The 23,822-nt window shown below is 72.2% G+C and carries 23 protein-coding genes; 11 read left to right on the forward strand and 12 right to left on the reverse strand.

What is annotated here, in order from left to right; translation table 11 throughout:
- Positions 1-20: 20 nt before the first annotated feature.
- Positions 21-4,829, reverse strand: a complete 4,809-nt coding sequence (locus ACWD1Z_RS27400) for an ATP-dependent helicase (protein ID WP_451122253.1) — start codon at positions 4,827-4,829, stop codon at positions 21-23.
- A 93-nt stretch (positions 4,830-4,922) separates the two neighbouring features.
- Between ACWD1Z_RS27400 and ACWD1Z_RS27405 the strand changes: the two genes are divergently transcribed.
- Genes ACWD1Z_RS27405 through ACWD1Z_RS27415 form a run of 3 tightly spaced genes read left to right on the forward strand, consistent with a single transcriptional unit; the run spans position 4,923 to position 6,810 of the window.
- On the forward strand, positions 4,923-5,879 hold the full coding sequence (locus ACWD1Z_RS27405) for an AraC family transcriptional regulator (protein WP_451122254.1): 957 nt from the start codon (positions 4,923-4,925) through the stop codon (positions 5,877-5,879).
- Complete coding sequence (locus tag ACWD1Z_RS27410) at positions 5,786-6,508, forward strand: AzlC family ABC transporter permease (protein WP_451122255.1); 723 nt, start codon at positions 5,786-5,788, stop codon at positions 6,506-6,508. Before ACWD1Z_RS27405 ends, ACWD1Z_RS27410 begins: the two co-directional genes overlap by 94 nt.
- The gene (locus ACWD1Z_RS27415) at positions 6,505-6,810 is read left to right on the forward strand and encodes an AzlD domain-containing protein (RefSeq protein WP_451122256.1); all 306 of its coding nucleotides are present in this window, start codon (positions 6,505-6,507) and stop codon (positions 6,808-6,810) included. The genes ACWD1Z_RS27410 and ACWD1Z_RS27415 overlap by 4 nt, the downstream gene beginning before the upstream one ends.
- Positions 6,811-7,361: 551 nt before the next feature.
- Here the strand turns inward: ACWD1Z_RS27415 and ACWD1Z_RS27420 are convergent.
- Positions 7,362-8,306 (reverse strand): hypothetical protein, encoded by a 945-nt coding sequence (locus ACWD1Z_RS27420; RefSeq protein ID WP_451122257.1) that lies wholly within the window; start codon positions 8,304-8,306, stop codon positions 7,362-7,364.
- Between the two features lie 79 nt (positions 8,307-8,385).
- Here ACWD1Z_RS27420 and ACWD1Z_RS27425 point away from each other — a divergent pair, with 79 nt between their 5' ends.
- Both ACWD1Z_RS27425 and ACWD1Z_RS27430 read left to right on the forward strand, forming a co-directional pair.
- Positions 8,386-8,583, forward strand: a complete 198-nt coding sequence (locus ACWD1Z_RS27425; RefSeq protein ID WP_451122258.1) for a DUF3046 domain-containing protein — start codon at positions 8,386-8,388, stop codon at positions 8,581-8,583.
- Positions 8,584-8,643: 60 nt separating this feature from the next.
- A complete protein-coding gene (locus ACWD1Z_RS27430) occupies positions 8,644-9,906 on the forward strand; it encodes an AI-2E family transporter (protein ID WP_451122259.1) in 1,263 nt (420 codons plus the stop codon).
- Positions 9,907-10,008: 102 nt separating this feature from the next.
- Here ACWD1Z_RS27430 and ACWD1Z_RS27435 read toward each other — a convergent pair whose 3' ends face one another.
- Positions 10,009-10,581, reverse strand: coding sequence for a GNAT family N-acetyltransferase (locus ACWD1Z_RS27435; RefSeq protein ID WP_389420973.1), 573 nt, complete (start codon positions 10,579-10,581; stop codon positions 10,009-10,011).
- Positions 10,582-10,838: 257 nt separating this feature from the next.
- Between ACWD1Z_RS27435 and recA the strand changes: the two genes are divergently transcribed.
- The 4 genes from recA to ACWD1Z_RS27455 all read left to right on the forward strand — a co-directional run bounded on the left by recA (position 10,839) and on the right by ACWD1Z_RS27455 (position 14,009).
- Positions 10,839-11,966 carry a recombinase RecA gene (gene recA, locus ACWD1Z_RS27440; RefSeq protein WP_451122260.1) on the forward strand — a complete coding sequence of 376 codons (1,128 nt, stop codon included), beginning with the start codon at positions 10,839-10,841 and terminating at the stop codon, positions 11,964-11,966.
- Between the two features lie 3 nt (positions 11,967-11,969).
- A complete protein-coding gene (gene recX, locus ACWD1Z_RS27445) occupies positions 11,970-12,803 on the forward strand; it encodes a recombination regulator RecX (protein ID WP_451122261.1) in 834 nt (277 codons plus the stop codon).
- Between the two features lie 272 nt (positions 12,804-13,075).
- Positions 13,076-13,570 carry a substrate-binding domain-containing protein gene (locus tag ACWD1Z_RS27450; protein WP_451122262.1) on the forward strand — a complete coding sequence of 165 codons (495 nt, stop codon included), beginning with the start codon at positions 13,076-13,078 and terminating at the stop codon, positions 13,568-13,570.
- A 67-nt stretch (positions 13,571-13,637) separates the two neighbouring features.
- Entirely contained in the window at positions 13,638-14,009 is a 372-nt protein-coding gene (locus tag ACWD1Z_RS27455; RefSeq protein ID WP_451122263.1) for a sugar ABC transporter substrate-binding protein, read from the forward strand.
- On the opposite strand, the gene ACWD1Z_RS27460 is transcribed toward ACWD1Z_RS27455, so the two are convergent.
- The 8 genes from ACWD1Z_RS27460 to ACWD1Z_RS27495 form a co-directional block, all read right to left on the reverse strand.
- Positions 13,985-14,464: a rhodanese-like domain-containing protein gene (locus ACWD1Z_RS27460; protein ID WP_451122264.1), complete on the reverse strand. Its 480-nt coding sequence runs from the start codon at positions 14,462-14,464 to the stop codon at positions 13,985-13,987. The two genes, ACWD1Z_RS27455 and ACWD1Z_RS27460, sit on opposite strands and share 25 nt — an antisense overlap.
- Complete coding sequence (locus tag ACWD1Z_RS27465; RefSeq protein WP_451122265.1) at positions 14,461-14,991, reverse strand: cysteine dioxygenase; 531 nt, start codon at positions 14,989-14,991, stop codon at positions 14,461-14,463. Before ACWD1Z_RS27465 ends, ACWD1Z_RS27460 begins: the two co-directional genes overlap by 4 nt.
- 79 nt (positions 14,992-15,070) lie before the next feature.
- Positions 15,071-15,157: a putative leader peptide gene (locus ACWD1Z_RS27470; RefSeq protein WP_451122356.1), complete on the reverse strand. Its 87-nt coding sequence runs from the start codon at positions 15,155-15,157 to the stop codon at positions 15,071-15,073.
- Positions 15,158-15,233: 76 nt separating this feature from the next.
- Positions 15,234-16,835 carry an FAD-dependent monooxygenase gene (locus ACWD1Z_RS27475; protein ID WP_451122266.1) on the reverse strand — a complete coding sequence of 534 codons (1,602 nt, stop codon included), beginning with the start codon at positions 16,833-16,835 and terminating at the stop codon, positions 15,234-15,236.
- Between the two features lie 198 nt (positions 16,836-17,033).
- Complete coding sequence (locus ACWD1Z_RS27480) at positions 17,034-17,939, reverse strand: amino acid ABC transporter permease (protein WP_451122267.1); 906 nt, start codon at positions 17,937-17,939, stop codon at positions 17,034-17,036.
- Positions 17,936-18,613 carry an amino acid ABC transporter permease gene (locus ACWD1Z_RS27485; protein WP_451122268.1) on the reverse strand — a complete coding sequence of 226 codons (678 nt, stop codon included), beginning with the start codon at positions 18,611-18,613 and terminating at the stop codon, positions 17,936-17,938. Before ACWD1Z_RS27485 ends, ACWD1Z_RS27480 begins: the two co-directional genes overlap by 4 nt.
- A gap of 135 nt (positions 18,614-18,748) precedes the next feature.
- The gene (locus ACWD1Z_RS27490; RefSeq protein WP_451122269.1) at positions 18,749-19,594 is read right to left on the reverse strand and encodes a glutamate ABC transporter substrate-binding protein; all 846 of its coding nucleotides are present in this window, start codon (positions 19,592-19,594) and stop codon (positions 18,749-18,751) included.
- A 79-nt stretch (positions 19,595-19,673) separates the two neighbouring features.
- Positions 19,674-20,450 (reverse strand): amino acid ABC transporter ATP-binding protein, encoded by a 777-nt coding sequence (locus tag ACWD1Z_RS27495; RefSeq protein ID WP_451122270.1) that lies wholly within the window; start codon positions 20,448-20,450, stop codon positions 19,674-19,676.
- A 291-nt stretch (positions 20,451-20,741) separates the two neighbouring features.
- Here ACWD1Z_RS27495 and ACWD1Z_RS27500 point away from each other — a divergent pair, with 291 nt between their 5' ends.
- Together ACWD1Z_RS27500 and ACWD1Z_RS27505 are read left to right on the forward strand one after the other, a co-directional pair.
- Positions 20,742-21,428, forward strand: a complete 687-nt coding sequence (locus tag ACWD1Z_RS27500; RefSeq protein WP_389420983.1) for a response regulator transcription factor — start codon at positions 20,742-20,744, stop codon at positions 21,426-21,428.
- 9 nt (positions 21,429-21,437) lie between these two features.
- Entirely contained in the window at positions 21,438-22,829 is a 1,392-nt protein-coding gene (locus ACWD1Z_RS27505; protein WP_451122271.1) for a sensor histidine kinase, read from the forward strand.
- Here the strand turns inward: ACWD1Z_RS27505 and ACWD1Z_RS27510 are convergent.
- Positions 22,819-23,814 carry a TAXI family TRAP transporter solute-binding subunit gene (locus ACWD1Z_RS27510; protein WP_451122272.1) on the reverse strand — a complete coding sequence of 332 codons (996 nt, stop codon included), beginning with the start codon at positions 23,812-23,814 and terminating at the stop codon, positions 22,819-22,821. The genes ACWD1Z_RS27505 and ACWD1Z_RS27510 overlap by 11 nt on opposite strands.
- Positions 23,815-23,822 lie beyond the last annotated feature (8 nt).

Here is a 23,822-nt window from a genome sequence, read left to right on the forward strand (position 1 = left end):
GCGGATTCGGCGCGGGCTGGTCATGCGCGGAGGCGCAGGCCGCGGGGGGTGGCGATGAAGCCCGCTCCTTCCAGGAGGACGCCGAGGGGGGAGGTCAGGGCCGAGGTGCCGTTGACGCGTTCGACGGTGACGGTACCGAGGGAGCCCGCGCGGGCGGCCGCGGCCAGGGCGTCGGCGGCCGCCTGCAGGCGGGGGTCGTCGGCCGGTGCGTCGTCCGGGGCGGCGGGCCAGGCCAGCAGGGTCTTGCCGCCGCGCTCCATGTACAGGCTCAGCTCACCGTCGACCAGCACCACCAGTGACCCCGCCTTGCGGCCCGGTTTGTGTCCGGCGCCGGACGGCGGCTCGGGCCAGGGCAGGGCGGCGCCGTAGGCGTTCGCCGGGTCGGCGGCGGCGAGGACGACGGCCCGGGAGTCGGCGGCGGGGCGGGTGCGGTGCGGGGCCGGGGGCGGCGGGAAGTCGCGGGGCGAGATGTACTCGTCCGGTCGGGCCGGTTGGGCCGGTCGGGTGGGGAAGGGCGCGGCGCTCTCGTCGAAGTCGTGGCCGGCGAAGGTCTCGGTCTCGAAGGGCGGTGCCGGGAGCGCCTCGCCGCGGTCGCGGGCGTTCGACACCGCGCGGAGGCGGTCCACCGCGCCGTCCATCGCGAACTGCGCCGCGCCCAGGCCCTCCACCACATAGCCGCGCCGGGCCTGCCCGCTCTCCTCGAAGACGGACAGGACGCGGTACGTCGCCGAGAAGCCGCCCTCGACGCCTTCCGCGGAGACCGCGCCCCGGGTCACCACGCCGTGCCGGTCGAGGAGGGCGCGGGCCAGGGCGTGGGCGCGGACGGTGGGGTCGGGCTCGGGTGCGGGGAGCAGGGACCAGCGGCCCGCGACGGTCGGCGGGCCCGAGCGGGAGGCGGGGCGGGCGGCGGTGGTGAGCGAGCCGTAGCGCCCGCGCGGGACCGTGCGTTTGGCCCGGTGGGCGGTGGAGCCGGCGGTGCGGCCCGAGCCCAGCAGGGAGCGCATCGGCGCCAGGGTGTCGTTCGTCAGCCGGCCCGACCAGGCCAGTTCCCAGATCGTGTCGGCGAGTTGGGGATCGGTGGCGTCGGGGTGGGTGGTGGCGCGGACCTGGTCGGCGATCTGCCGGAAGAACAGGCCGTAGCCGCCGGACAGGGCGTCCAGGACCGACTGGTGGAGCGCGGTCAGCTCCAGGGGGTGGGGCGCGGACACCAACAAGGGGGCCGCGTCCGCCATGTACAGGGAGACCCAGCCGTCCTTTCCGGGCAGGGCACCGGCACCGGCCCACACCACCTCTCCGGCGGCGGTCAGTTCGTCGAGCATCCCGGGGGCGTAGTTCGCGACCCGGGACGGCAGGACCAGCTTCTCCAGGGCGGAGGCGGGCACCGACGCGCCCTGCAACTGCTCGACGGCGCGGACCAGTCCGTCGATGCCGCGCAGTCCGTGTCCCTTGCCGATGTGCTGCCACTGGGGGAGGAACTGGGCGAGCGCGGCGGGCGGCACCGGCTCCAGTTCGTGCCGCAGCGCGGCCAGGGAACGGCGCCTGAGGCGGCGCAGCACCGCCGCGTCGCACCACTCCTGGCCGATCCCGGCCGGATGGAACTCGCCCTGGACGACCCTCCCCGCCGCCGCGAGCCGCTGGAGGGCGCCCTCGGTGACGGCCACGCCCAGGCCGAACCGGCCCGCCGCGGCGACCGAGGTGAACGGGCCGTGGGTACGGGCGTACCGCGCGAGGAGGTCGCCCAGCGGATCCTTCACCGGTTCCGTGAAGGCCTCCGGGACGCCGACCGGCAGCGCCGTACCCAGGGCGTCGCGCAGCCGGCCCGCGTCCTCGATCGCCGCCCAGTGCTCGGCGCCGGCGATACGGACCTGGATGGCGCGGCGGGCCCCGGCCAGTTCCCGGGCCCACTGCGGCTCCGCGCCCCGCTCGGCCAGGTCGGCGTCCGTCAGCGGGCCGAGCAGCCGCAGGAGGTCCGCGACGCCCTCGGCGTCCTTCACGCGGCGGTCCTCGGTGCGCCACTGGAGCTCCTGCTCCAGCTCGGTCAGCACCTCGGCGTCGAGCAGTTCGCGCAGCTCCGCCTGGCCGAGCAGTTCGGCCAGCAGCCGGGAGTCGAGGGAGAGGGCGGCGGCGCGGCGCTCGGCGAGCGGGGAGTCGCCCTCGTACAGGAACTGGGCGACGTAGCCGAAGAGCAGGGAACGGGCGAAGGGGGAGGGCTCGGGGGTGGTGACCTCGACCAGGCGCACCTTGCGGGACTCCAGGTCGCCCATCAGCTCGGTGAGCCCGGGGACGTCGAAGACGTCCTGGAGGCATTCGCGGACCGCCTCCAGGACGATCGGGAACGAACCGAACTCGCTCGCCACCTGGAGCAGTTGCGCGGCGCGCTGGCGCTGCTGCCACAGCGGGGTGCGCTTGCCGGGGGTGCGGCGCGGCAGGAGGAGGGCGCGCGCCGCGCACTCCCGGAAGCGGGAGGCGAACAGGGCCGAGCCGCCGACCTGGTCGGTGACGATCTGGTCGACCTCGCCCTTGTCGAAGACGACGTCCGCGGCGCCCACGGGGGCCTGGTCGGCGTCGAACTCCGTGCCCGCCTTCATGGGTTCCCGGTCGAGCAGGTCCAGGCCCATCAGGTCGGCGTCCGGCAGGCGCAGCACGATGCCGTCGTCGGCGTGCATGACCTGCGCGTCCATGCCGTACCGCTCGGAGAGCTTGGCGCCGAGCGCCAGGGCCCAGGGGGCGTGCACCTGGGCACCGAACGGGGAGTGCACCACGACGCGCCAGTCGCCCAGCTCGTCGCGGAAGCGCTCCACGACGATGGTGCGGTCGTCGGGGATGTGGCCGCAGGCCGCACGCTGTTCGGCCAGGTAGGACAGGACATTGCCGGCGGCCCAGGTGTCCAGTCCCGCGGCCAGCAGGCGCAGCCGGGCGTCCTCCTCGCTGAGCGAGCCGACCTCGCGCAGGAACGCGCCCACCGCGCGGCCCAGTTCGAGCGGGCGGCCCAGCTGGTCGCCCTTCCAGAACGGGAGCCGGCCGGGGACGCCCGGCGCGGGGGAGACCAGGACGCGGTCGCGGGTGATGTCCTCGATGCGCCAGGAGCTGGTGCCGAGCGTGAAGACATCACCCACGCGTGACTCGTAGACCATCTCCTCGTCGAGCTCGCCGACCCGGCCGCCGCCCTTCTTGGGGTCGGACCCGGCGAGGAACACGCCGAACAGGCCGCGGTCGGGGATGGTGCCGCCGGAGGTGACGGCGAGGCGCTGGGCGCCGGGCCGGCCCGTGACGGTGCCGGCGACGCGGTCCCACACCACGCGCGGGCGCAGTTCGGCGAAGGCGTCCGAGGGGTAGCGCCCGGCGAGCATGTCCAGGACGGCCGTGAACGCGGACTCGGGGAGCGACGCGAAGGGGGCGGCCCGGCGGACCATCGCGAGGAGGTCGTCGAACTGCCAGGTGTCCATCGACGTCATGGCGACGACCTGCTGGGCCAGCACGTCCAGGGGGTTGGCCGGGACGCGGAGCGACTCGATGGCGCCGGTGCGCATCCGCTCGGTGACCACGGCCGCCTGGACCAGGTCGCCGCGGTACTTGGGGAAGACCACGCCGGTCGAGACCGCGCCCACCTGGTGTCCCGCGCGGCCCACGCGCTGGAGCCCGGAGGCCACGGACGGCGGGGACTCCACCTGGACGACCAGGTCCACCGCGCCCATGTCGATGCCCAGTTCGAGGCTGGAGGTGGCCACCACGGCGGGCAGCCGGCCCGCCTTGAGGTCCTCCTCGACGAGGGCGCGCTGCTCCTTGGAGACCGAGCCGTGGTGAGCGCGCGCGATGACGGGCGGGGCGCCCTGGGCGGCCCCGGAGCCGCCCATCAGCTCGGCGGGCGCGTGGTGCTCGTCCAGCGGCTCGCCGGTGGCCCGCTCGTACGCGATCTCGTTCAGGCGGTTGCACAGGCGCTCCGCCAGCCGGCGGGAGTTGGCGAAGACGATGGTGGAGCGGTGGGACTGGACGAGGTCGGCGATGCGCTCCTCGACATGCGGCCAGATCGACGGACGCTCCCCGCCCTCAGTGCCCTCGGCGACCGGCGAGCCGCCCAGCTCGCCCAGGTCCTCGACGGGGACCACCACCGACAGGTCGAACTCCTTGCCCGACTTCGGCTGGACGATCTCCACCTTGCGGCGCGGGGAGAGATAGCGGGCGACCTCGTCGACCGGCCGGACCGTGGCGGACAGGCCGATGCGCCGGGCCGGCCTCGGCAGCAGCTCGTCCAGGCGCTCCAGGGAGAGCGCGAGGTGGGCGCCGCGCTTGGTGCCCGCCACGGCGTGCACCTCGTCCAGGATCACCGTCTCGATCCCGGTCAGCGCCTCGCGGGTGGCCGAGGTCAGCATCAGGAACAGGGACTCGGGTGTGGTGATCAGGATGTCCGGGGGACGGGTGGCCAGGGCGCGGCGCTCGGCGGCGGGGGTGTCGCCCGAGCGGATGCCGACCTTGACCTCGGGCTCGGGCAGGCCCAGGCGGACGGATTCCTGGCGGATGCCGGTCAGCGGGGAGCGGAGGTTGCGCTCGACGTCCACGGCCAGGGCCTTCAGCGGCGAGACGTACAGAACGCGGCAGCGCTTCCTGGGGTCGGCGGGCGGCGGGGTCGAGGCCAGCTGGTCCAGGGCGGCCAGGAACGCGGCCAGCGTCTTGCCGGACCCGGTGGGGGCCACCACCAGGACGTCCGAGCCCTCGCCGATGGCCTGCCACGCGCCCGCCTGGGCCGCGGTGGGCGCGGAGAAAGCCCCCGTGAACCAGCCGCGGGTCGCGGGGGAGAAGCCGTCCAGAGCTCGATGTGCGGAGCTGACCATGCGTCCATCCTGCACCCGGCCACTGACAATCGCGCTGACCTGCGCGAACACGGTCGCCGACGGCGCCGGTCGGGGAGCGGTGAGAATGGGGGCATGGCGGGATCGAGCGAGCGGGCGCGGCACTGGCGGTACACGGAGCTGCCCGGGGTGGACCTGCTGCGGGCCCGGTACGTCCGCAAGACGTTCGTCCGGCACACCCACGAGAACTTCGTCATCGCCGCCATCGCCGACGGCGTCGAGGTCTTCCACCACCGCGGCTCCGACCAGTACGCGGGTGCCGGGGCGCTCGCGCTGGTCAATCCGGACACCCCGCACACCGGGCGGGCCGGGGTGCCGGAGGGGTGGCGGTACGGGGCGGTGTACCCGTCGCCCGAGGTCGTGGCGGAGATCGCGGCCGAGACCACGGCGATCCGCGGCACGCCCGGATTCGTGTCCCCCGTCCTCGACGATCCCTACGCGGTGTCCCTGGTCCATCAGGTGCTGCGCGCCGCCGACGAGGGCAACGCCCTGGCCGCCGACACCCTCCTGCGGGTCGCCGTGACCCGGCTGCTGCGGCTGAACGGCGGCGTCCTGCCGCAGCGCGAGGTGCGCACGGCGGGGGCCCGGATCGCGGCACGCGCGCGTGGCGTGCTCCAGGAGCGGATGGCCGAGGCGCCGACCCTGGAGAAGCTGGCCGGTGAACTGGGCACCAGCCCCTTCGCGCTGCTGCGCGCCTTCCGGGACGCCTATGGGATGCCACCGCACACCTGGCTCACGGACGCCCGGGTACGGCGGGCGCGCGGGCTGCTGGATACCGGCGTGGCGCCCGCCGAGGCCGCCGTCGCCGTGGGCTTCGCCGACCAGCCGCACCTCAACCGGCACTTCAGCCGGATCGTGGGCGTGCCTCCGGGGGCGTACCAGCGGGAGCGCAAGAACGTACAAGACCGGGGAGGGCGACTGCTCCTACCGTCCGAGGCGTGGCAGACACAACACTCACAGACATACGGGACAGCGGAGGAAAGCCGGACGCCGCGGTCGTACGGGACGGGCTCGGGGTCGGAGTCGCCGTAGGGCTGTCCGGGTTCGCCTTCGGGGTGACCTCGGCGGGCAGCGGGCTCTCGCTCTGGCAGACCTGTGCGCTCAGCCTTCTGGTGTTCACCGGTGCGTCGCAGTTCGCGCTGGTCGGGGCGCTGGCGGCGGGCGGCGGGCCGATCGCGGCGGCCGCCGGGGCGTTCTTCCTGGGGGTGCGCAACGCCTTCTACGGGCTGCGCCTGTCGCAGGTGCTGGCCCTCCCGCGCGCGGTGCGGCCGTTCGCCGCCCAGTGGGTCATCGACGAGACGGCCGCCGTCGCGCTCGCCCAGCCCACCCGGCGTGCCGCCCGGCTCGGGTTCGTGGTGACCGGGCTCAGCCTGTACGTGCTGTGGAACCTCACCACGCTGGCCGGGGCGCTCGGCGCCGAGGCCATCGGGGACACCGACGCGTGGGGTCTCGACGCGGCCGGACCCGCCGTGTTCCTCGCGCTGCTCGCGCCGATGCTGACGAGCACGACCGAGCGCGTCGTCGCCGGGGCCGCGGTCGTCCTGGGGCTCGGGCTGCTGCCCGTCCTGCCGGCCGGGGTGCCGGTGCTGGTGGCCGCGCTGGCGGCTCCTGTCGTGCTGTGGGCCCAGGGGCGGCGCGGGCTGCGGAAGGGGGACCGGTGAACATCTGGATCGCCGTCGCGCTGACCGTCCTCGGCTGTTACGCCGTCAAGCTCGCCGGGCTCCTGGTGCCCGCGGGCGTCCTGGAGCGGCCCCTGGTCCGGCGGCTCGCCGCGCTGCTTCCGGTCGCGCTGCTCGCGGCCCTCACGGCCCAGCAGACCTTCGCCGACGGGCGGGCCCTGGTACTGGACGCCCGGGCGGCGGGGCTCGCCGCGGCGGCCTTGGCGCTGGTGCTGCGGGCGCCGTTCCTGGTGGTCGTGGGGGTGGCTGTGGCGGTTACTGCGGGGGTGCGGGCTCTGGGCTGAGGTGGGGGCGGGGGATGGGCTGGGATGCGGCGGGTGGACTGGGTGCGGGCCGCGTTGGCTGGTATTGGGGGCGCTGGGTGGGCTGGGCGCGGATGTCGGCTTGCGGGTGGTCTCGGGGGTGCCTGGTGGGCTGGCTGGGGCTTTGGGCTGGCGTCAGGGCATCGGATGGTCCCGTGGTCCGGCTGTGGGGGTGCGGGCCCTTGGTTGATGTCCGGAGATTCGATGGCCCGCGCGCGGGGTGCGGGTGGCTGGCGTCGGGTCACCGGGTGGTCCGGGCACGGGGTGCGGGTGGCTGGCCTGGGGTTACCGGGTGGTCGGACACGGGGTGTGGGTTCTCGGCAGTTCTCAGGGCACCTGGTGGGGGATCCGGCCCTCGGTTGACCTCATGGTCATCGGAGGGTTCGGCCGCGGGGGTGGGGGTGGTTCGCCCCGTATGCCCCGTATGCCCCGGATGTACGGATGGCCCGGCGGCGGCGGGAGGGCTGTCCCGTGGCTGGCGTCGGGTTACCGGATGGTCCGGCCGTGGGGGTGGGCCCTCGGGCGGTCTCAGGTCAGCCGATGGGGCGGCCGTACGCTCTCAGGGTGCGCAGGGCGGTGATGGTCAGCAGGGGGCGGGCCTCCAGGGTGGGGGCCGGGGACCAGTGGCGCCAGCGGACGGGCCAGCCGCCGTCGGCCTGCTGCTCGGCGGCGAGGAAGTCCAGCGAGCGGGTCATCTCGTCGTCCGTGAACCACGCGCGTGCCAGCGATCGCGGACTCTTCGCGAAGTCGTGCGGGAAGTGGTGCTCGGTGGGGGCGTAGCCGGGCGCCACCGGATAGGCGGCGAGGTCACCGGGGTCCAGTGCCGCGAGCCGGTGCTGGCGCACCAGGCGGCCGAGCCGGTCCGCGGCCGCCTCCGCGCGCGGGCGGTCCGGCGCGGAGTCCAGGAAGGCCACCGCGGCCTCGATCTCGTACGGATGGGACTTCTCCAGGGACTCCACCGCCTGCCAGCAGAAGTCCGTCGCCCGGAACAGCCAGGCGTGCCACACCTCGTTGCGGTGCAGCACCCCCACCACCGGCCCGGTGGCCAGGAGCTCGCTCGGCGGGTCGTCCACGACCGGGATGAACGGCGCCGCCGGGTAGCCGCGCTGGCTGGGATGGACCCCCGGCAGGGCGCCCTCCGCGGTGGAGACCGACGTCAGATAACGGCAGACGCGCTCCACGCGCTGCCCGCCGCAGCGTCCGACCGCGTCCAGCACCCGCAGCGCGTGCGCGGTGTGCAGTGGCTGGCTGACCGGGCCGCGCAGATCGGGTTCCAGCGCGTGGCCGTAACCGCCGTCGTCGTTGCGGTAGGCGTCCAGCGCGGTCTCCACCGGCTCGGCCCCGCCGTGCAGGAAGTCGTGCGCGAAGAGGCGCTGCTCCAGCACGCGCGCGGTGAGCCACACGAACTGTTCGGCGCGGAAGAGCGGGGAGTGCGCCGGGGGCGTCTGGGGGAGTGGGGAAGCTCCGGTTTCGGCCATGCGTCAGACCGTAGGCCGGAAAGCGGTCACGGCGAGGGGTCCCGGCGAGGGCCCACCCTCAGGGCGGGATACTGATGTCATGAGGTTGACGGTCTTCTGGGAGCGGATGGCGGAGCACTTTGGCTCGGCGGGATACGCCGAGACCTTCGCGCGCGATCACGTGATGTCGGAGCTCGGCGGACGCAGCGTGCGCGAGGCGCTGGACGCCGGCTGGGAGGCCAAGGACGTGTGGCGGGTCGTCTGCCAGGTCATGAACGTGCCACAGGAACAGCGTTGACAGGTCACGAAGATCGCAGGACGGCATCCGATTGTCGGTGGCGTGGGCGAGACTTGCTCCGTGGCACCCACTGACGACACCGGGCGGCTCGCCCAGCACCCCTCTCCGTTCGGCACGACGCCGTCGGCCAAGCCCTCGGCCGACGGCCCCGCCGCGCAGCCGCCCGCACGCATGCCGCGCTGGCTGCCGCGCGCCATGGTGCTCGCGCTCGCGCTCGTCGGTGCCTTCCAGCTCGGCAGCTGGGCCTTCCACCAGCTCACCGGGCTGCTGATCAACATCGTGATCGCGTTCTTCCTGGCCCTGGCCATCGAGCCCGCGGTGAGCTGGATGGCCGCCCGCGGGATGCGCCGGGGCCTGGCGACCGCGCTGATGTTCCTCGCCGTGATCGGGGTGTCCGCCGGCTTCGTCACCCTGCTCGGCTCGATGCTCGCCGGTCAGATCATCACCATGGTCGAGGAGTTCCCGGCCTATCTCGACTCCGTGATCAACTGGATCAACGCCCACTTCCAGACCGACCTGAAGCGGGTGGACATCCAGGAGGGCCTGCTCCGCTCGGACTGGCTGCGCAACTACGTGCAGAACAGCGCGACCGGTGTCCTCGACGTGTCCGCCCAGGTCATCGGCGGTCTGTTCCAGCTGCTGACGATCACGCTGTTCTCGTTCTACTTCGCCGCGGACGGCCCGCGACTGCGCCGCGCCCTGTGCTCCGTCCTGCCGCCCGCCAAGCAGGCCGAGGTGCTGCGGGCGTGGGAGATCGCGGTGAACAAGACCGGCGGTTATCTGTACTCACGCGGTCTGATGGCACTGATCTCCGGGATAGCGCACTACGTCCTGCTCCAGTCGCTGGACGTGCCGTACGCGCCCGTGCTCGCCGTCTGGGTGGGTCTGGTCTCGCAGTTCATCCCGACCATCGGCACCTATCTCGCGGGCGCCCTGCCCATGCTGATCGCCTTCACGGTGGACCCCTGGTACGCGCTGTGGGTCCTGATCTTCGTCGTGCTCTACCAGCAGTTCGAGAACTACGTGCTCCAGCCCAAGCTGACCGCGAAGACCGTCGACGTGCACCCCGCGGTCGCCTTCGGTTCCGTCGTCGCGGGCACCGCCCTGCTGGGGGCGGTGGGTGCCCTGATCGCGATTCCGGCGATCGCCACGCTCCAGGCGTTCCTGGGGGCGTACGTGAAGCGGTACGACGTCACCGACGACCCCCGTGTGCACGGGCACCGGGCGCGTGGGACGGGCGGCCCCGGTCTGCTCACGCGCGTGTGGCGGATGTGGGCCCGGCAACCGGCAGAGGCCCCCGCCCCGGAGAGCAACAAGGTCTGAGCCCTCAGCGCAACTCGAGCCCCATCAAGTCAGGATCCGCTCAGCGCAACTCGAGCCCCATCAGGATCCGCTCAGCGCAGCTCCAGCCGTATCAGGATCCGATCAACGCAGGTCGAGCCGCATCAGGACCCGAGGATGCCCGGCCAGCACCGAAGTGGTGTCGGCGACGTGGACGAACCCGGCGCGCTCGAAGTTCTTGCGGAGACCGGCGTACGCCATCGTCAGATCGACCCGCGCGTCACCGTTGTCGAGGGGGTACGCCTCGACGACCGGAGCGCCGTGCGCGCGGGCGAACTCCACGGCGCCCTCGATGAGGGCGTGCGAGATTCCCTGCTTGCGGTGGCCGGGGCGGACCCGGACGCACCACAGCGACCAGACCGGCACCTCGTCGACGTGCGGGATCTTGCGGTTGCGGGCGAAGGAGGTCTCCGCGCGCGGCGCCACGGCGGCCCAGCCGACCGGCTCGTCGCCGTCGTAGGCGATCACGCCGGGAGGAGGGTCGGCCCGGCACAGCTCGGCGACGTACTCGCCGCGGGCCGGGCCGCGCAGTTCGTTGTTGAGCCTGGACGGGATCCGGTAGCTCAGACACCAGCAGACGTTGGCTCCGGGTGATTTCGGGCCGAGCACGGCCCGGACATCTTCGAAGACCGACGCGGGACGCACCTCGATGGTCATGACCGCACGATAGAACCGCAGGGTTCCGGGGACCCGGGAGAGCGGTCAGGGGCCCTGCGTGGCGCGCTTGACACGTAAATCGAACATCCATTCTTATGGAGGCTCCGGCAAGACGCTCGGCGGGTGGATTGCCCCGGTTTCGACAGGGAAGTGCCCGAGTTATCCACAGGCCGGACGGGCGTCAGGGCGCATTGTCAGTGGCAGGCGTTAGCGTCTTTGACGTGAAGCGATCGACTCAAGCAAATCGGGTGGAACCCATGGCAGGAACCGACCGCGAGAAGGCCCTGGATGCCGCGCTCGCACAGATTGAACGGCAATTCGGCAAGGGCGCGGTCATGCGCATGGGCGAGCGGTCGAAGGAGCCCATCGAGGTCATCCCGACCGGGTCGACCGCGCTCGACGTGGCCCTCGGCGTCGGCGGTCTGCCGCGCGGCCGCGTCATCGAGGTCTACGGCCCCGAGTCCTCGGGCAAGACGACCCTGACCCTGCACGCGGTGGCGAACGCGCAGAAGGCCGGCGGCCAGGTCGCGTTCGTGGACGCGGAGCACGCCCTCGACCCCGAGTACGCGCAGAAGCTCGGCGTCGACATCGACAACCTGATCCTGTCCCAGCCGGACAACGGCGAGCAGGCCCTGGAGATCGTGGACATGCTGGTCCGCTCCGGTGCCCTCGACCTCATCGTCATCGACTCCGTCGCGGCCCTCGTGCCGCGCGCGGAGATCGAGGGCGAGATGGGCGACAGCCACGTCGGTCTCCAGGCCCGTCTGATGAGCCAGGCGCTGCGAAAGATCACCAGCGCGCTCAACCAGTCCAAGACGACCGCGATCTTCATCAACCAGCTCCGCGAGAAGATCGGCGTGATGTTCGGCTCCCCGGAGACCACCACCGGTGGCCGGGCGCTGAAGTTCTACGCCTCGGTGCGACTCGACATCCGCCGCATCGAGACGCTGAAGGACGGCACCGACGCGGTCGGCAACCGTACCCGCGTCAAGGTCGTCAAGAACAAGGTCGCGCCGCCCTTCAAGCAGGCCGAGTTCGACATCCTCTACGGCCACGGCATCAGCCGTGAGGGCGGCCTGATCGACATGGGCGTGGAGCACGGCTTCGTCCGCAAGGCCGGCGCCTGGTACACGTACGAGGGCGACCAGCTCGGCCAGGGCAAGGAGAACGCGCGCAACTTCCTGAAGGACAACCCCGACCTGGCCAACGAGATCGAGAAGAAGATCAAGGAGAAGCTGGGCGTCGGGGTGCGTCCGGTGGAGCCGGCCGCCGAGCCGGGCGTGGACGCCGCGGTGTCCGCCGCCCCGGACGACGCCGCCAAGACGGTGCCCGCTCCGGCCGCGGCCAAGGCCACCAAGTCCAAGGCTGCCGCAGCCAAGAGCTGACCCGTGACACGACGAACGGACTGGGCCGAGTACGCCTGCCCCGACCCGCCGGGGGAGTGGCACGGGAGGGGCGTGGGAGGTTCCACCGGGACGGACGGCGCGGCGTACGACGAGGCCGGCGCCCCCGGCCCGGACGGACCGTACGGCGGCGGGCGCCGGGCAGGCGGTGGCCCGGCGTCGGAGACCGATGGGCTCGCCGGCGGTTCGCGCCGCAGAGCCGGCGGGGCACGTGGCGCGGGCGGCGCCCGGGGGCGTCGTCGGCGCGGTCGCGAAGAGCCGTCCGGTGAGGACGGAGGCACCTCTGCCTCGTCGAGGGCCGAGCAGGGGGAGCCCCCGGGAGACCCGGTGGAGCGGGCACGGGCGATCTGCCTGCGCCTGCTCACCGGGACTCCACGCACCCGCAAGCAGCTCGCCGACGCCCTGCGCAAGCGGGAGATCCCGGACGAGGCCGCGGAGGAGGTGCTGTCGCGGTTCGAGGAGGTCGGGCTGATCAACGACAGCGCGTTCGCGGACGCCTGGGTGGAGTCACGGCATCACGGACGGGGGCTGGCCCGGCGGGCGCTCGCCCGGGAACTGCGCACCAAGGGCGTCGACTCCACGCTGATCGACGCGGCCGTCGGCCAGCTGGACTCGGAGCAGGAGGAGGCGACCGCGCGCGAGCTCGTCGACCGCAAGCTCCGGTCCACCCGGGGCCTCGACCGCGACAAGCGCCTGCGCCGACTCGCCGGGATGCTGGCCCGCAAGGGGTATCCCGAGGGGATGGCGCTGCGGGTGGTCCGGCAGGCGCTGGAGGCGGAGGGGGAGGAGACGGAGTTCCTGGAGGGCGAGGGGTACTGACGGAGGGCGAGGGGTACTGACGCGGGGCACCAGGTGCCTCGCGGAGTGCGGGCGGCGCAGGCTTACCTTGCGTTCCCGGGAGGGTCGAGCGGGCTCCCGGTGGCTGTACCGTCTGCCGACGTCGCGCGGACGTTCGAGCCTGAGTGGGCTTCACGGTCTGTGGCCCCCACCGACGAGTTGACCCTGACGACTCCCGCACGGGCCTGTCCTCCGTGCGTTGCGAAAGGCAGCCCGCCATGCCTCGTTCCGTCCGTTGCCGAAGAACGCTGACCGTGTCGGTGCTCGCCGGAAGCCTGCTCCTCAGCGGCTGTGACGTGCTGCGACCGCAGACCGAGGAAGGGGTCGACGGCCCCCTCACACTCGGGTTCGTCAACGGCGGCACCTCGCCGTTCCACACCTGTCTGGAGGCGTCCGTCGACGACACGGCCCGGAACAACCTCGCCGAGCTCCACATCGCCAACTCCCGCCAGGACGCGGCCACCGAGCTGGTCAACATCGAGGACATGATCGCCCGCGACGTGGACGCGATCATCGTGCAGACGGTGGACGTCGAAGCGCTCCGCGACGTCATCGCCAAGGCCCGGAGCGCCGGCGTGCCCGTCTTCCTCACCTCGGTCGTTCCCGACGACACCTCGGACATCCTCGGCGCGGTCGTCGTCGACCTCGACCATGTGGGCCGACTGGACGCCGGCTGGATCGAGAAGGACGCGGCCGGGAAGGAGGTCCAGGTCGGCATCGTCGCGGGGGCCCCCGGGAGCCGCCTCTGACCTGCTGGTCGGCGGCTTCAAGGACGCGCTGCCGGCCAACGCCGAGGTCGTCGCGGACGAGCCCGGCATGTTCGACCCCGGCAGGGCCGGGAAGGTCGCCGCGGCCATGATCCGGGACCGTCCCGGACTCGACTACGCCTTCGTCGCCAACGAGGCCATGGCCTTCGCCGTCCGCGAGGCCTTCGACGCGGCCGGCGCCGACGCCGTGAAGATCGTCACGGTCAACGGCACCGACGAGGGCCTGGCCGCCCTCAAGGACGGCCGGTTCGCGGCGACCGTCGCCAACTCCGCGGCGGACACCGGCGAACTGGCGGTGACGACCACCATCGCGCTGCTGCGCGACTGGGACGCGGAGAGAATCGCCCACACCCCGGTCCGCCTGGTGACCAGGCACAACGCGGACACGGCGCCGCTCTACTGCCCGCCCGACGTCCTGTGAGGCGCACCCCGCCCAGGAGCCGTCACCGGCAGCCCAGCCGCCCGCCAGGCCTGGAACCCGCCGGTCAGATCGGTCGCCCGGTGCAGCCCCAGCCGGTGCAGCGACTCCGCCGCCAGACTGGACGCGTAGCCCTCGTTGCAGAACAGCACCACCCGCAGGTCATGGCTGTTCGCCTCCGGCACCTTGTGGCTCCCGCGCGGATCCAGCCGCCACTCCAGCTCATTGCGCTCGATCACCAGCGCCCCCGGGATCACCCCGTCCCGCTCCCGCAGCGCCGCGTACCGGATGTCCACCAGCAGCGCCCCGCCGGACCGGGCGGCGTCGTAGGCCTCGCGGGGCCCGATGCGCACGTAGCCCGCGCGCACCCGCTCCAGCAACTCGTCGATGCCCACCGGCCGTTCGGACCCGTTGCCGCCGAAGGACCGGTCGCCGCCGAGGGGCCGCCCGCCGCTCACTGCCAGTCCTCCGGCCGCTCCACCTGCTCCAGCCGCAGGATCGGCCCGCTGCGGCTGTAACGGCGGATCCGGGGCAGCGGCGGATAGTAGGCGTGCACGGAGACCGCGTGCCGGCCGAGGGATTCGTTGAGGACCTCGTGGACATGGTGGTGGCCGAAGGAGCGGCCCCTGCCGGCCGGCAGCCGCCGCTCCCGGTCGACGTCCTCGCTGAGTTCCAGGGTCTTCCAGCCGTCCGTGGGCAGCCGGGCGGCGAGCGAGTTCTCCGTCAGCTCACCGGCCGCCGTCACGAAGGCGCCGACCGAGTCCGCGTGGTCGTGCCAGCCGGTGCCCGAGCCCGGCGGCCAGCCGATCAGCCACGCCTCACTGCCGGCGGGCCCCTCCAGGCGCACCCAGGTGCGGCCCTCGGGGTCCAGCGGGAGCGAGGCGATCAGCTCGGCGTCGGCCGCGGTGCGCCGTACGAAAGCGAGGAGGTCCGCCTGCGTGGGCGCGGCGGAGGTGGACACATAAGGGGAGGGGGAGACAGACACGTCGACCGTCCTGATGAGGGTTCGCGGGGAGCGCGCGACGGCGCGGCGGCGGTGCGCGCGGGTGAGGAGAGACGCGAATTCAGCAGGACCGGGTACACATGCAGCCCGCGTAGCGGACGAGGTCCACATGGACCTTCCGCCACAGGTGCACACAGGTGTCGATCACGGTCCGGAGTACACCATGGAGGTGCGGACCGGTCAACTCACCGTCAGCATGTGGACGGTGACGCCGCGGGGGCCGCTCAGCGCGACCCCGCCGTGGCCTGCGCCTCCGCCTCCGACGGGACCGGGCCGCCCAGGGTGGCCTCCGCCGCCGCGTACAGGTCGGCCGGGCGCACCCCGCCGAGCGCCGTGACGAGGTGGCCGTCGGGCCGGATGAGCAGGACCGTGTGGGCGGCGGCGCCCGGATAGCTCTCGGCGACCAGCAGCTCCGCCGGATGCGGCAGCGCCGTCACCGCCGCCGCGAGCCGCGGCATGATCCCGGCGGTCACCCAGTGCTTGCGGTCCCACACCCCCGTGCCCGGCGCGATCAGCAGCACCAGCAGCGCCCCCCGGCCGAGCCGGTCCCGCAGCCGTACGAACGAGCCGTCCTCCGCGGTCACCCGTACATCGGCGACCGGCGCGCCCACCGGGGTGTCGAGGGACACCTCGCCCTCCAGGTGCCGGGGCGCGAGCGGCGAGTCGGCGTACGCCCCCGGCGCACCCAGCGCCCCGTGCCCCAAGTGGCCCTCCGCGAGCAGCGCGTCATGGCCCCGGGCCGATCCGGGGACGTACGCCCGCAGGCCCCCGCCGCCGCGCAGCAGCGGCAGCGCCTGGTCGGCGGCGCGCAGCCGGGCGGCGACGACCGCGCGCCGCTCCGTCTGGTAGCTGTCCAGCAGCGCCTCGTGCGGCCCGTGATGCCAGGCCAGCGCCAGCTTCCAGGCGAGGTTGTCGGCGTCCCGGAGCCCTTCGTCGAGCCCGTGTGTGCCGAGGGCCCCGAGCAGATGCGCCGCGTCCCCGGCGAGGAAAACCCGCCCGGCCCGCCAGCGCCGGGCCAGCCGGTGGTGCACCGTGTGGACGCCGGTGTCGAGGAGTTCGTACGGCGGTGTCGAGCCGTCCGTCCAGCCCGCGAGCGTCTCCCGGACCCGGGTGACCAGCAGCTCGGGGGTGACCAGGTCCTTGCCCGGCGGGAGCAGCCAGTCCAGGCGCCAGGCCCCGTCCGGCAGCGGGCGCGCGGTGACCTCGCCGGCCGAGGGACCCGAGGTCCGCCACGGCGGCAGCCGGTGCAGCAATGCCTCGTCGGGCCAGGGGAGGTCGGTGCGCAGCGCGGCGACGGCGTACCGTTCGACGGCCGTACGGCCGGGGAAGCGGATGTCCTGGAGCTTGCGCACGGTGGAGCGGGGGCCGTCGCAGCCGACCAGGTAACTGCCGCGCCACCAGGTGCCCTTGGGGCCGCGGGTGCGGGCGGTGACGCCGGCCGGCTCCTGCTCGATGCCGTCGAGGCGGCTGTCCACGACGATCCGCGCCAGCCGTTCACCGGCCAGTGCCGCGCGCAGGGCGCCGGTCAGGACGTGCTGGGCGATGTGCACGGGCGCCGAGTCGTCGAAGGAGACCTCGCGCATCACCTGCTTGCGCCGCATCGACCGCCATCCGGCCCAACGGCAGCCCGCCTGCCCGACCGGCAGTCCGGTCAGCCGCTCCATCAGGGCGGCGCTGTCCTCACGCAGCACGACGGTGCGTGCCGGGCGGGGTTCGTCCTTGCCGGGTCCTTCGTCGAGTACGACCGACGGCACCTCCTGACGCGCCAGCGCCAGGGCGAGCGTGAGCCCGACGGGCCCCGCTCCGACGATGATCACCGGGTCCACGGCGTGGTGCCCCCTGCCCGCAGAGATGTCCCGGAGGACGCGTGTGAACAGGAGGTTGGAGCAGGGTGCACGATCACAGAACGTATGCAACCCATTGCCGGTGCTTGCGTCAAGTGACGGAGGCAGTGGCGATCATGCCACTGCCTCCGTGTCGTTCACGCCATGCTCAGCGTATCCCTCGGGTCACGTGACCGTGCGTCAGGTGATGCCGCCCTTGCCGGTGCCGGGGGTGCCGATCTCCGCGGCGTTGAGCTCGTCCACGTCCTCCGCACCGAGCACCGCCCCCGTACTGCGCTTGCTGCGCCGCAGCCTCGCCTCCAGCCAGCTCGCGAAGCTGGTCAGGATGAAGTTCAGGACGATGTAGACGACCGCCACGACGATGAAGCTGGGGATGACGTTCGCGTAGTTGGCCGCGAGCGTGCCGCGCGCGTTCAGCAGCTCGGTGAAGCCGAGCATCACGCCGCCCAGCGCGGTGTCCTTCACGATGACGACGAGCTGGCTGACGATGGCCGGGAGCATCGCCGTCACGGCCTGCGGCAGCAGGATGGTGGACATCGTCTGGCCCTTGCGCAGCCCGATCGCCTGCGCGGCCTCCGTCTGCCCCTTGGGCAGGGCGAGGATGCCCGCGCGGACGATCTCGGCGAGGACCGAGGCGTTGTAGAGCACCAGGCCGGTGACGACCGCGTAGAGGGGGCGGTCCGCACTGCTGACGTCCGTGTAGCGAGCGTAGAACTCGTTGGCGAACAGCATCAGCAGCAGGACCGGGATCGCCCGGAAGAACTCGACCACGGCGCCGGCCGGCATCCGCACCCAGCGGTGGTCGGACATCCGGGAGATGCCGAAGAAGGCGCCCAGGGGCAGGGCGATGATCATGGCCAGCGTCGCGGCCTTGAGGGTGTCCCCGAGACCGGGCAGCAGATAGGTGGTCCAGGCCTCGGACTGGGTGAACGGCTTCCACAGGGACCACTTCAGCTGGCCCTTGTCGTCCATCGTCCGCCAGATCCACCACAGCAGCAGGGCGAGCAGGACGACGAAGACGGCCGAGAAGATCAGGTTGCGCCGCTTGGCCTTGGGGCCGGGCGCGTCGTACAGAACCGAAGTCACCGCTTCACCGCCAGTCGCTTGCTCAGCCAGCCGAGGATCAGGCCGGTGGGCAGGGTCAGTACCACGAAACCGAAGGCGAAGACCGCGCCGATGAGCAGCGTCTGAGCCTCGTTCTCGATCATTTCCTTCATCAGCAGGGCCGCCTCGGCCACGCCGATGGTGGCCGCCACCGTGGTGTTCTTGGTCAGCGCGATCAGCACGTTGGCGAGCGGGCCGATGACCGAGCGGAACGCCTGCGGCAGCACGATGAGCGCGAGCACCTGGCTGAAGCTGAAACCGAGGGCACGTGCCGCCTCGGCCTGGCCCACCGGGACGGTGTTGATGCCGGAGCGCAGCGCCTCACAGACGAAGGCGGCCGTGTACGCGACCAGACCGAGGATCGCCAGGCGGAAGCCCTGGGCCTCGAAGTCGTCGGGCGCGCCCATCGTCATCCCGAAGATGTCGGCGAGGCCGAGCGAGGTGAAGACGATGATGACGGTCAGGGGGATGTTCCGGACGAAGTTCACATAGGCGGTTCCGAAGCCGCGCATCAGGGGAACCGGGCTGACCCGCATGGCCGCCAGGAGGGTGCCCCAGACCAGGGAGCCGATGCCGGAGAAAATGGTGAGCTGCACCGTCACCCAGAAGGCGCCGAGCAGGCTCGGGTCGTCATAGTCAGAAAGAAAGTCGAACACGATCTCCCGCGCTTCCGGGTGTGTGGCGAACGTGGTGCACGGGGGCGGTCGTGTCGGGCCGCCGCCGTGCTGACGTGCCGCGCCGCCGCCGTGAGGTCGGGCCGACGGCGGCGGCGCGTGAGGGCGATGTCCGCGTTACTGAACGATGTTCCCGATCTTCGGGGCGGGCTCGTTCTTGTAGTCGGCCGGACCGAAGTTGTCCTTGACGGCCGTCTCCCAGGCGTTGTCGCCGACCATCTTCTCCAGCGCGTCGTTGATCTTGTTCACGGTCTCGGTGTCGCCCTTCTTGACGCCGATGCCGTAGTTCTCGTTGCTCAGCTTCAGGCCGGCGAGCTTGAACTGGCCCTTGTACTGCTCCTGCGCGGCGAAGCCGGCGAGGATCGAGTCATCGGTGGTCACGGCGTCGACGGCGCCGCTCTGCAGACCGGCGATGCACTCCGAGTACGTGCCGTACTCCCTCAGCTGGGCCTTGGGAGCGATCTCGTCCTGGATGTTCTGCGCCGAGGTCGAGCCGACCACCGAGCACAGCTTCTTGCCGTTGAGATCGGTGCCCTCAGTGATGTCCGAGTCCGCCTTGACCAGCAGGTCCTGGTGGGCCAGCAGGTACGGGCCGGCGAAGTTGACCTTCTCCTTGCGCTCGTCGGTGATGGAGTAGGTGGCGGCGATGAAGTCGACGTCGCCACGGGCGAGCGCGTTCTCGCGGTCGGCGCTCTTGGTCTCGATCCACTCGATCTGGTTCGGCTCGTAGCCGAGCTCCTTCGCCACGTAGGTGGCGACGTCCACGTCGAAGCCGGAGAAGGAACCGTCGGGCTCCTTCAGGCCCAGACCGGGCTGGTCGTACTTGATACCGATCTTGATCTTGTCGCCGCCGCCCGAGCCGGTGTCGGCGCTGTCGCTGTCCTTGTCGTCGCCACAGGCCGTCGCGGTGAGGGAGAGGACGAGCGCAGCGGCCGCCGCGGCGGTGACCTTGCGGAGCTTCATGGTGAACATCCTTTGTCTGGTGAAGAGATGCGAGCCGTCGGTGCGGTGACGCAGGGCCTGCGAGAGCGCCGGTGCGTCGTCAGTGGTGCAGGATCTTGGACAGGAAGTCCTTGGCACGGTCGCTGCGCGGGTTGCTGAAGAACTGGTCCGGCACAGCCTCTTCGACGATCCGCCCGTCCGACATGAACACCACACGATTGGCGGCCGAACGGGCAAAACCCATCTCATGGGTGACGACGATCATGGTCATGCCGTCCCGGGCGAGCTGCTGCATGACCTCCAGCACCTCGTTGATCATTTCCGGGTCGAGGGCCGAGGTCGGCTCGTCGAAGAGCATGACCTTCGGGTCCATCGCCAGGGCGCGTGCGATGGCCACGCGCTGCTGCTGGCCGCCGGAGAGCTGGGCGGGGTACTTGTCCGCCTGGTTCGCCACACCCACCCGGTCGAGCAGGCCGCGGGCCTTCTCCTCGGCCTTCTTCTTGTCCGCCTTGCGGACCTTGATCTGGCCCAGCATGACGTTCTCGAGCACCGTCTTGTGCGCGAAGAGATTGAACGACTGGAAGACCATGCCGACGTCGGCGCGCAGCCGGGCCAGCTCCTTGCCCTCGTCGGGCAGCGGTTTGCCGTCGATGACGATCGTCCCCGAGTCGATCGTCTCCAGGCGGTTGATGGTGCGGCACAGGGTGGACTTCCCGGACCCGGAGGGCCCGATGACCACGACGACCTCGCCGCGGGCGATCGTCAGGTCGATGTCCTGGAGCACGTGCAACGCGCCGAAATGCTTGTTGACACTCTTCAGGACGACCAGGTCGCCGGTCGCAGCCACGTCTTCCTTGGCCACCGATACTTCGGTCATCGCTCTCAGGCTCCGTCCTCCTCGGTTTCGGAGGACACTAATAACCGTATCCGACCTGCGTCATTAGTCCTGAGGGGAATTTGAGCATCACGATCCGGTAGCAATCAGACACGTGTCGTAGCCCCGGAGACCTGGGCGCGTACCGGGTGGGTAACGACAAGCTCCGCGCAACCGGAACCCACTTGACGGCGTCCTCGTCCATCAGCGTGACTGCCAGGGTGCACGCGCGCGCGTGCACGCTTCGTGTGTAGTGAGGTCACCCGTACGGCCGATGAACAGGAGGGAGACGGGATGAGACTGCTCCTCGTCGAGGACGACAACCATGTCGCCGCCGCCCTGTCCGCGGTCCTGGCCCGGCACGGCTTCGACGTCACGCACGCCCGCAGCGGCGAGGAGGCCCTGCAGGCGCTTGTCCCGGAGGGCGCCGGCTTCGGCGTCGTCCTGCTCGACCTGGGCCTGCCCGACCAGGACGGCTACGAGGTCTGCGGCAAGATCCGCAAGCGCACCAGCACCCCGGTGATCATGGTCACCGCCCGCTCCGACGTCCGCTCCCGCATCCACGGCCTCAACCTCGGCGCCGACGACTACGTGGTCAAGCCGTACGACACCGGTGAGCTGCTCGCCCGGATCCACGCCGTCAGCCGGCGCTCCGTCCACGACGACCCCGCGGCCGGCGGCGACACCGTGCTGCGCCTGGGCCCGGTGCACATCGAACTGCCCACCCGGCAGGTCAGCGTGGACGGTTCGGTCGTCCAGCTGACCCGCAAGGAGTTCGACCTGCTGGCCCTGCTCGCCCAGCGGCCCGGCGTGGTCTTCCGCCGGGAGCAGATCATCAGCGAGGTGTGGCGGACCAGCTGGGAGGGGACCGGACGCACCCTGGAGGTGCATGTGGCGTCCCTGCGGGCCAAGCTGCGGATGCCGGCCCTGATCGAGACCGTGCGCGGGGTCGGCTACCGGCTCGTCGCCCCGGCCGCCTAGCGGGGACGGGTGCGCACGCGACTCCTTCCGCTGCTGATCGTTCTGATGGCGGCCGTACTGCTGGCGCTCGGGGTGCCGCTCGCCGTCAGCCTGGCCGCCGCCCAGCAGCAGAAGGTGGTCGTCGACCGCATCGACGACACGGCCTACTTCGCGGCCATGGCCCGGTCCGTCATGGACACCCCCGAGGGCCCGCGCGACGAGGGCCGCACCCTGAGCCGGGAGCTGGAGAGCTACCACGGCGTCTACGGCATCCGGGCCGGTGTCTTCCTGCCCGGCGACGCCCCGCTGGCCAACGCGCCGCGGACCTGGTTCCTGCCCGAGTCGGGCGAGGTGCGCGACGCCTTCGAGGAGGCGCTGCTCAGCCGGCGCAGCCACGACCCGCGGCAGGTGTGGCCCTGGCAGCGCAACCGCCTGGTCGTCGCCTCACCGGTGATCCGGGACGGCGATGTCGTCGCGGTCGTCGTCACCGACTCGCCCACCGGACAGATGCGTTCGCGCATCCTGTACGGCTGGCTGGTCATCGCCGCGGGCGAGTTCGCCGCGATGCTGCTCGCCGTCGGCGCCGCCCTGCGGCTCACCGGCTGGGTGCTCAGGCCCGTACGCGTCCTGGACGCCACCACCCACGCCATCGCGAGCGGCGCGCTGAAGTCCCGGGTGGCGGCGGCCGGCGGACCGCCGGAACTCCAGCGCCTGGCCCGGTCGTTCAACGAGATGGCGGACAACGTCGAGGGCGTCCTGGAGCAGCAGCGCGCCTTCGTCGCCGACGCCTCGCACCAGCTGCGCAACCCGCTCGCGGCACTGCTGCTGCGGATCGAGCTGCTCGCCTTCGAACTGCCCGAGGGCAATCAGGAGATCGCCTCGGTCCAGGCCGAGGGCAAGCGACTCGCCCAGGTCCTGGACGACCTGCTCGACCTCGCGCTCGCCGAGCACACCGCGGCCGACCTGCGGCTCACCGACATCGGCGCGCTGACCGCCGAGCGGGTCGCCGCCTGGTCGCCGACGGCCGTGGCGAAGGGGGTCGAGCTGACCGGGGACTGCCCGGCCACCACCGCCTGGGTGGACCCGGTGGCGTTGTCGTCCGCGCTGGACGCGGTGATCGACAACGCCGTGAAGTTCACCCCGCGGGGCGAGCGGGTCGAGGTGGTGGTCGCCTCCAACGGCGACAGCGCGACCGTCGTGGTCGCCGACCGCGGGCCCGGGCTGACCGACGAGGAACTGGTCCGCATCGGTGACCGCTTCTGGCGCAGCGGCCGCCATCAGAACGTCAAGGGCTCCGGCCTGGGCCTGTCCATCTCCCGGGCCCTGCTCTCGGCGGGCGGCGGATCCCTCGCGTACGGCCATCACGAGCCGCACGGACTGAAGGTGACGGTGCGGGTGCCGCGCAGCGAGGCTACGGCTTGACCGAGCGGTAGTAGCGCCGGGCGCCCTCATGCAGCGGGAGGGGGTCGGTGTAGATCGCGGTGCGTACGTCGACCAGTTGGGCGGAGTGGACGTGCGCACCGATGCCGTCCCGGCTGTCGAGCACGGTCCGGGTCAGCCACTCGGTGAGCCGGGGGTCCAGATCCTTGCGGGTCACCAGCAGGTTGGAGACGGCCATGGTCGCGACCGTGGAGCCGTTCTGAATGGTCTTGTAGGCCGATTCCGGCATGTTGGTGGCCCGGTAGTAGCGGGTGGCGCCGCCCTGCGCGTGCACCCGGGCGACCATCGAGGACTCGATCGGCACGAACCGGAAGGCGGAGGTCTCGGCCAGCTCCCGCAGCCCGCGCGTGGGCAGGCCGCCGGACCAGAAGAACGCGTCCAGGTCGGACCCCAGCCGCTCGGGTCCGGTGTCGATGCCGTCGGAGCGGGGCGTGATGTCCTTCTCCGGGTCGATGCCCGCCGCCCGCAGCACCCGGTTGGCGATCAGCCGCACACCCGAGTTCGGCAGCCCTATGGCCACCCGCTTGCCCCGCAGGTCCGCGACGGACTCGATGTCGGAGTCCGGCGGGACGACCAGCTGCACGTAGTCGTCGTACAGCCGCGCCACCCCGCGCAGCAGGTCCGCGTTGGTGCCGCCGTCGGTCTCGTAGGTGTCCACCGCGTCGGCTGCGGCGATGGTCACGTCGGCGTCCCCGGTCGCCACGCTGCGCACGTTCGCCAGCGAGCCGGCGCTCGTCACCAGCTTGACCGTCAGGCCCGGCATGTCCTTGGCGAGTTCCTTCTGGAGCCGCTCGCCGTACTCGTGGTACACCCCGGCCTCGGTGCCCGTGCTGAAGGTGATCGTCCCGCTCGGCGGGTCCTCGCCCAGCGGCAGCAGCCACCACAGCAGTAGCCCGAGCGCGACGAAGCCGGCGACGGCGCCCTGGAGGGCCCGGCGCCTGCCGACAGGGGGGAACAGCGTGGGCATGCGGCGAT

The sequence above is a fragment of the Streptomyces sp. NPDC002784 genome, from assembly GCF_053592135.1.